This is a genomic window from Streptomyces sp. NPDC024555 (assembly GCF_055559335.1).
This window is the reverse complement of record NZ_JBVHKV010000014.1, coordinates 235148-242650: the sequence shown is the minus strand read 5'-3', so window position 1 is coordinate 242650 and position 7503 is coordinate 235148. Positions and strand designations below refer to the sequence as shown.

Below are 7503 nucleotides of genomic sequence, written 5' to 3'. Positions count from 1 at the left end.
CCAGTATCGGGGCGACCCTCCGCCTTGCGATCGCACGCACCAGACGCCGCCGAGCCCGCCCTGCGGGCGGACGGCGCTACTTTCCGGACACGCCCATGCGCCGCAGTGTCGCCCACCCCGGAAGGACCACGCACCCGCTTTACGGTCCGTCCAGGCGCGCCGTCACCGCGTCCAGCGTCGGCCACGGCGGACCCGCGCGCAGCACACGCAGAAGCTCCACCCCGAACCGCCTCCCCCCGGGGAACTGGTCGCCCGCCTCCCAGCGCCACGCGGCCACCATCGCGATCACGAGCTGCCGGCACACGTCCAGCAGTCCCTGGTCGATACCCGGGTAGTGCGCGCACACTGCCGCGGGGACATGGGCGAGATCGAACTCGACGGGACCGCGACAGCAGGTCTCCAGGTCGATGAACAGCGGCCCGTTCTCCGTGTTCAGAATGTTCCCCGGATGCGGTTCACCGTGCAGCAGCTGCTCCACCGCCCCGAATCCGTCGACCGCGCGCCGCAGTTCGCCCAGCCTGCCGCTCAGGAACGCGCGATCCGCCCCGGCCAGCTCCGGCGAACGCACCGGGTCCGCGACAACGGCCTGCGCCTCCGTGATCCGGTCCCTGAAACTCGGGCCGGGCACATCGACCGTACGCATCCCGGCGTGCAACCGCTCCAGCGCCCCGGCGAAGTCCGCCGGCGGGGTACGGGGGGCCACCGGCTCGTGGTAGGTCCACAGCGTCACCGCGAAGCCGTCGCGCCGGTACACACCGGGATCGACGCGCGGCTCCAGGGCGCACATGGGGCTTCCCGCCCGGACGAGCCGCCGGGCGAGCCGGACTTCGAACTCGGCGACCTCCTGGCCCACCGGTGCGACCCGGGCGAAGACGTCGCACGGCCTCAGGCGCAGTGCCAGCTTGTTCGAGTTGTGGAGGACGACGGCGTCGTCGGCCGCCAGCCCGAGTGATGAGGCGATCGAGAGCGCGGCCGCGATCGCACGCGTGACGTCTGTCGTATCCACCCCGGAATCCTGGCACAGCCGGACGCCGGCCGGGCCGGGGCGGCGTCCGGCCGGGCCGGGGGAGAAGGATCAGCCGGCCGACTCGCCCGCGTGCGGGCTCAGGGCCCCCGCGCCGACCAGGACGAAGAGCAGGATGCCGAGGGCGATGCGGTAGATGACGAAGGGCATGAAGCTCTTGGTGGTGATGAACTTCATGAACCACGCGATGACCGCGTAGCCGACGCCGAACGCGATGAGGGTGGCGAAGATCGTCGGCGGCCAGGAGACATGGCCCTCGCCCGCGTCCTTCAGCTCGAAGACGCCCGAGGCGAGGACGGCGGGGATGGCGAGGAGGAAGGAGTAACGGGCCGCCGCCTCGCGGGTGTAGCCCATCAGGAGACCACCGCTGATGGTGGCGCCGGAGCGGGAGACGCCGGGGATCAGGGCCATCGCCTGGCAGAAGCCGTAGATCAGACCGTCCCTGACGCCGAGTTCCCGCAGGGACTTGCGCTCCTTGATCGCCCGGTGCTTGCCGCCGGTCTCGTCGCGGGCGGCCAGACGGTCCGCGATCCCGAGGACGATGCCCATCACGATGAGGGTGGTGGCGATGAGCCGCAGATCGCGGAACGGGCCCTCGATCTGGTCCTTCAGCGTGATGCCGAGGACGCCGATCGGGATGGAGCCGACGATGACGAGCCAGCCCATCTGGGCGTCGTGGTCACCGCGCATCGAACGGTCCGTCAGGGACCGGAACCAGGCGGAGACGATCCGGACGATGTCCTTGCGGAAGTAGATGAGGACCGCGGCCTCCGTGCCGATCTGGGTGATCGCGGTGAAGGCGGCACCCGGGTCGTGCCAGCCGGCGAACGCGGCGGTGAGCCGCAGGTGCGCGCTGGAGGAGATCGGAAGGAACTCGGTCAGTCCTTGAACGAGGCCGAGGACGAACGATTCGAACCAGCTCATGGGGCTTGGGCCATCCCGGAGAGATCATGCATCGGCCGGGGCGGGGTGCCGTCGGCTGCGTGCGGATTGCGGTCGTGCGATGACAGGGCCGCACCGGGCCCGGAGATCGTCGGTCGGTCGCGGGCAGCGTATCGCCCCCGGATGAACACGGTGACGACTGCCCCCGCGCAGCCGCACCGACGCGGCCGCCGCCCGGCTACTCCCCGCCCAGCCGGTGGCGCCGCCGCCACGCGACCACCGCGCCGCCCGCGCCCGTGAGCACGATGAAGCCCATCGCGGCGAGGAAGGCGGGCGAGGTGGGGGAGGCGGCCTCGCTGCCCGCGATCACGTACGCGGCCGTGTTCGGGATCGAGCCGAGACCGGTCGCGATCAGGAACGGCGGATAGCCCATGCGGGAGACCGCCGCGCAGTAGTTGGCCGCCGCGAACGGCACCCCGGGGAAGAGGCGCAGCGCGAGCATCGACCGGAAGCCGTGCCGGCTGAGCTGGCCGTCCGCCGCCCGCATCCAGCGCCCGCGCAGCAGCGTCCGCAGGGCGTCCTGGCCCAGGACCCGGCCGAGCATGAACGAGATCCCCGCGCCCAGCACCGTGCCCGCCAGCGCGGCCACCAGTCCCGACTGCGCACCGAAGAGCGCTCCGGCCGCGATGTTGAGCACCGGCCTGGGCACGAAGGCCACCGTGCAGACGCCGTACGCCAGCGCGAACAGCGCCGCCGCGGCCGCGCCGCCGCTCACCTGGGCCGGCGGGCCCGCGACCAGCAGACGCTGGGGTTCGAGGAGCAGCATGGTGGCCGCGGCGCCCACCAGGACCGCCACGAGCAGGGAGAACCGGGACCAGGGCGAGAGCAGCACCCGCGTGCAGCGCACGGCGAAGCCACCGGTGGGACGGGTGGCGGGGACGTGGTCGAGCATTCGGGGAGAGTAACCGACACGCGCGTGTGATCGCCGTAATGTGACCGTGATGAGCCAGGGAGCCGAATCGCACGGGGCGACGTCCGGTACGGGCACCGCCGGGGGCCGGGGCCGCGCTGCCCCGCCCTCCGCCGCCGTGCCCGTACCGCCCGACCCGCCCCCGAGCCCGCTCGCGGACACCCTGCTGGCCCGGCTGACCGAGCGCTACCCCACGGCCGCCGACCCCGAGCGGGCCCGGTCCGGCGCCGCGTACCTGAAGCATGTGGCTCCGTTCCTCGGCATCCCCATGCCCGAGCGCCGCGCGCTGTCCCGGACCGTCGTCGCGGGCACGCCGCGCCCCGACGAGCAGGACTGCGTGGCCGTGGCGCTGCGCTGCTGGGCGCTGCCCGAGCGGGAGTACCACTACTTCGCCGTCGACTACCTGCGCCGCCATGTCGGACGCTGCTCGTCGGCGTTCGTACCGGTGCTGCGGCACCTGGTCTCCACGGTGCCGTGGTGGGACACGGTCGACGCCCTGGCCGCCCATGTCGCGGGCCCCCTCGTCGCCGCCGATCCGGAACAGGCGCGGACGATGGACGCGTGGATCGAGGACGGTGACCTCTGGGTCGTCCGCACCGCGCTGCTGCACCAGCTCCGCTTCAGGGAGGCCACCGACGCCCGGCGGCTCTTCGCGTACTGCCTGCGCCGGGCCGGCCACCCCGACTTCTTCGTCCGCAAGGCGATCGGCTGGAGTCTGCGGGAGTACGCCAAGACCGATCCGGAGGCCGTACGGGACTTCGTCGACGCCCACCGCGACCGGCTGGCTCCCCTGTCGGTGCGCGAGGCGACCAAGCACCTCTGACCGGAGGCGCGCCCCTTCCGTCGCTCCTGTCACGCCCGTCCCGCAGGTTCCAACTCCGGTACGGGCGCCGTAAATCATTCGACGGGCCGCGGCCGGTCCGCGATGATCGAGCCATGTTCCGGTACGCCTTCCTCGCAGCGCAGTCCGCAGTCGCGGACGCGCCGAAGGCTGCCGTGAGCCCTCTCGCAGCAGATGTCGCGGCAGCGTGCACCGCTGTCGCCGCGCCCCTCGGCGGCGCCCGAAGCTGACCCTCCCCCGATCGTCCGGCGGACCCCGCGTGGGGAGGGTCGGCCGGCCCCGGGGTCCTCTCACCTCAGCTTCGCACCCAAGGAATGAACCATGCCCAAGACGGCATACGTGCGCACCAAGCCCCACCTCAACATCGGCACCATGGGCCACGTCGACCACGGCAAGACCACGCTGACCGCCGCCATCACCAAGGTCCTCAGCGACCGCGGCAGCGGCACCTTCGTCCCCTTCGACCGCATCGACCGCGCGCCCGAGGAGGCGCAGCGCGGCATCACCATCAACATCGCGCACGTCGAGTACGAGACGGGCACCCGGCACTACGCCCACGTCGACATGCCCGGCCACGCCGACTACATCAAGAACATGGTCACCGGCGCCGCCCAGCTCGACGGGGCGATCCTCGTCGTCTCGGCGCTCGACGGGATCATGCCGCAGACCGCGGAGCACGTGCTGCTCGCCCGCCAAGTGGGCGTCGACCACATCGTGGTGGCGCTGAACAAGGCCGACGTGGGCGACCCCGAACTGACCGACCTGGTCGAGCTGGAGGTGCGCGAACTGCTCACCGCCCACGGCTACGGCGGCGACGCCGTCCCCGTCGTGCGGGTGTCGGGCCTGCGGGCGTTGGAGGGCGACCCGCGCTGGACCGACGCGGTCGAGGCGCTGCTGGACGCCGTCGACACGTACGTACCGATGCCGGTGCGCTACACCGATGCCCCGTTCCTGCTCTCCGTGGAGAACGTCCTGACCATCACCGGCCGGGGCACCGTCGTCACCGGCGCCGTGGAGCGCGGCACGGTGCGCGTCGGCGACCGCGTCTCGGTGCTCGGCCCGGACATCGAGACGGTCGTCACCGGTCTGGAGACCTTCGGCAAGCCGATGGAGTCCGCCGAGGCCGGCGACAACGTCGCGCTGCTGCTGCGCGGTGTCGAGCGCGACCGCGTCCGGCGCGGCCACGTCGTCGCGGCGCCCGGCAGCGTCACCCCGAGCCGGCGCTTCACCGCGCAGGTGTACGTCCTGTCGGGGAGCGAGGGCGGCCGCACCACCCCGGTCACCACCGGGTACCGACCGCAGTTCTACATCCGCACCGCGGACGTCGTCGGTGACGTCGACCTCGGCGGCGCGGCCGTGGCGCGGCCCGGTGAGACGGTCACCATGACCGTCGAGCTGGGCCGGGACGTGCCCCTGGAGTCCGGCCTCGGCTTCGCGATCCGCGAGGGCGGGCGGACCGTCGGGGCCGGCACGGTCACCGAAGTGCTCTGACCGGCACGGGCACACCGGGCCCGTCTCCCGGATCCACGGGAGGCGGGCCCGGCACCCGCGTCCGGTCGCCGGCGCGGTCCGGACCCGTACGTTCCAAGCCTCACAATGGGGGAGTGAACGAGTCGATACCGGTGATCCGCGACGTGGACCACGGAACCGCCAGGCTGCTCCCCGACGTGGACCGGGAGCGCGCCTGGCTGCTCACGGTCGACGGTGCTCCCCAGTCGTACGTCGACCTGGACGCGCCCGAGCACGTGGAGTTCGAGTACGCGCGACGGCTGGCCCATGTGCTGGACTGCGCGGCGGAGCCCGGCGCACCGCTCGACGTCCTGCACCTGGGCGGCGGGGCGCTCACCCTGCCCCGCTACACCGCCACCACCCGGCCGGGCTCGCGGCAGGAGGTCGCGGAGGCGGACCGCGCCCTGCTCGACCTGGTCACCGCACACCTTCCGCTGCCCGACGGGGCGGGGATCACCGTGCGCGCCGAGGACGCCCGCGCCCGGCTGGAGGCGACCGCGCCCGGCTCGGTGGACGTGGTCGTGGCCGACGTCTTCGGCGGTTCGCGGGTTCCCGCCCACCTCACCACGGTGCCCTACGCGCGGGCCGCCGCCCGTGCCCTGCGCCCCGACGGGATCTACACCGCCAACCTGGCGGACGCGGCGCCGTTCACCTTCCTGCGCTCGCAGCTGGCCACCTTCGCGACCGTCTTCCCCGAGCTGGCCCTGATCGCCGAACCGGCGGTGCTGCGCGGCCGGCGCTTCGGCAACGTGGTGCTCGTGGCCTCCCGGGCGCCCGTCGACACGGACGCCCTGATCCGGCGCTGTGCCGCCGACGCGTTCCCCGCGAGGGTCGCGCACGGGGACGCGCTGACCCCGTTCCTCAGGGGCGGCCGGCCGGTCGGCGACGAGGAGGCCGTCGCCTCACCCGAGCCGCCCGACGGCGCCTTCGGCATCGGCTGACGCGGGGACGTCCCCGCCCTCGGCCGCGGTGGCGGACGTCCTGCGCGTCAGGTTCCGTACATCGGGCACGAGCAGCACCAGCGCGGTCACCAGGACGATGAGCCCGGCGCAGCCCCACAGCGCCCGGCTGCGGCCGATCAGGGACTCGGCCGGGCCGGCGAGGGCGGTGGCCAGCGGGACCATGGCCACCGAGCCGAACCAGTCGTAGGCCGAGACCCGGGACAGCTTCTCCTCGGGGATCTCCTGGTGCATGGCCGTCATCCACGAGACGCCGAACACCTCGATGGCCGTGCCGCTGACGAACATCACCACGCACAGTCCCGTCACCGACAGCGGCACGGCCAGCCCCGCCGACGGCAGCGCCAGCGGGAAGACGCAGAGCGTGCCGGCCAGCAGCATCCGGCGCGGTCTCCACCGCGTCATCAGCAGCCCCCCGGCCAGTGTGCCGACGCCGAAGGCGGCGAGCGCGAAGCCCCAGGGGCGGGCGCCGCCCAGTTCGTCCCGGGCGACCAGCGGCCCGTACACCGCCTCGGCCGCCCCGACGGCCGCGACGACCACGGAGAACTGCGCCACGACGGCCCAGAGCCAGGGCCGTCCGACGAACTCCTGCCATCCGTCGCGGAGATCGGCCAGCAGCCCCGATCCCGGTGCGCGCTCCGGGATGTGGCTGACGTCGAGGAAGGCGCGCAGCGCACCGGCCACGGCGAAGACCGCCGCGTCCACGGCCAGCACCCAGCCGGGATCCATCGCGGCGATCATGGCGCCGCCGAGCGCCGCGCCGCCGATCGTCGCGCCCTGGGTCGCCATGCGGAACAGGGCGAAGGCGCGGGCGGCCGACTCCGTCCCCACGCTGGACATCAGCATGCCCTCGGCGGCGGGGCTGAAGAAGGCCTGCCCGGTGCCGCACAGCGCGGTCAGCAGCATCATCTGCCACAGCTGCGGATCGCCGGCCAGCACCAGCCAGGCGAACACGGCCTGGGAGACGCAGTTCAGCGTGTTGGCCGCGACCATCACCCGGTGGCGCGGCAGCCGGTCGGCCACCGCCCCGCCGATGAGCAGGAACAGGACCAGCGGCACGGTCCGTGCGGCGGCGACCAGACCGACGTCCCCTCCGTCACCGCCCGCCTGCAGAACCGCGAACGCCGCCGCGATCAGCGCGCCATGGGTACCCAGGCCCGTGATGATCGCGGCGGCGGTCAGCAGCCGGTAGTTGCGGCCCGCCGGGGTGGGGCGGTCCTTCGGGGGTGCGGAGGAGAGGGCGTCGGTCACCCAGGGACTATCGCCGCAGCGGCCCCGCCGTGCCAAACCCGTTTCCGTCCGAGGCGTCCGTTCCGCC

7 protein-coding genes are annotated in these 7503 nt (G+C 73.3%); 3 read left to right on the top strand and 4 right to left on the bottom strand.

What is annotated here, in order from left to right; translation table 11 throughout:
- Window positions 1–139: 139 nt before the first annotated feature.
- The 3 genes from ACZ4FH_RS25245 to ACZ4FH_RS25235 form a co-directional block, all read right to left on the bottom strand.
- On the bottom strand, window positions 140–1006 hold the full coding sequence (locus tag ACZ4FH_RS25245) for a phosphotransferase family protein (protein WP_467307570.1): 867 nt from the start codon (window positions 1004–1006) through the stop codon (window positions 140–142).
- Between the two features lie 69 nt (window positions 1007–1075).
- Complete coding sequence (locus ACZ4FH_RS25240; RefSeq protein WP_383637555.1) at window positions 1076–1948, bottom strand: undecaprenyl-diphosphate phosphatase; 873 nt, start codon at window positions 1946–1948, stop codon at window positions 1076–1078.
- Between the two features lie 196 nt (window positions 1949–2144).
- Window positions 2145–2858 carry a TVP38/TMEM64 family protein gene (locus tag ACZ4FH_RS25235; RefSeq protein WP_467307569.1) on the bottom strand — a complete coding sequence of 238 codons (714 nt, stop codon included), beginning with the start codon at window positions 2856–2858 and terminating at the stop codon, window positions 2145–2147.
- Window positions 2859–2907: 49 nt separating this feature from the next.
- On the opposite strand from ACZ4FH_RS25235, the gene ACZ4FH_RS25230 reads away from it, so the two are divergent.
- From ACZ4FH_RS25230 to ACZ4FH_RS25220, 3 genes are all read left to right on the top strand, one after another.
- Window positions 2908–3699 carry a DNA alkylation repair protein gene (locus ACZ4FH_RS25230; RefSeq protein WP_467307567.1) on the top strand — a complete coding sequence of 264 codons (792 nt, stop codon included), beginning with the start codon at window positions 2908–2910 and terminating at the stop codon, window positions 3697–3699.
- Window positions 3700–4038: 339 nt separating this feature from the next.
- Entirely contained in the window at window positions 4039–5208 is a 1170-nt protein-coding gene (gene tuf, locus ACZ4FH_RS25225) for an elongation factor Tu (RefSeq protein WP_385106369.1), read from the top strand.
- 113 nt (window positions 5209–5321) lie between these two features.
- Complete coding sequence (locus ACZ4FH_RS25220; RefSeq protein ID WP_467307566.1) at window positions 5322–6167, top strand: spermidine synthase; 846 nt, start codon at window positions 5322–5324, stop codon at window positions 6165–6167.
- On the opposite strand, the gene ACZ4FH_RS25215 is transcribed toward ACZ4FH_RS25220, so the two are convergent.
- Window positions 6129–7436 (bottom strand): MFS transporter, encoded by a 1308-nt coding sequence (locus ACZ4FH_RS25215; RefSeq protein ID WP_467307564.1) that lies wholly within the window; start codon window positions 7434–7436, stop codon window positions 6129–6131. The two genes, ACZ4FH_RS25220 and ACZ4FH_RS25215, sit on opposite strands and share 39 nt — an antisense overlap.
- Window positions 7437–7503: the final 67 nt, after the last annotated feature.

Coding starts and splice junctions, on each gene's coding strand:
- tuf (WP_385106369.1), top strand. CDS start 4,039: ATGCCCAAGACGGCATACGTGCGCACCAAGCCCCACCTCAACATCGGC.
- ACZ4FH_RS25235 (WP_467307569.1), bottom strand. CDS start 2,858: ATGCTCGACCACGTCCCCGCCACCCGTCCCACCGGTGGCTTCGCCGTG.
- ACZ4FH_RS25230 (WP_467307567.1), top strand. CDS start 2,908: ATGAGCCAGGGAGCCGAATCGCACGGGGCGACGTCCGGTACGGGCACC.
- ACZ4FH_RS25240 (WP_383637555.1), bottom strand. CDS start 1,948: ATGAGCTGGTTCGAATCGTTCGTCCTCGGCCTCGTTCAAGGACTGACC.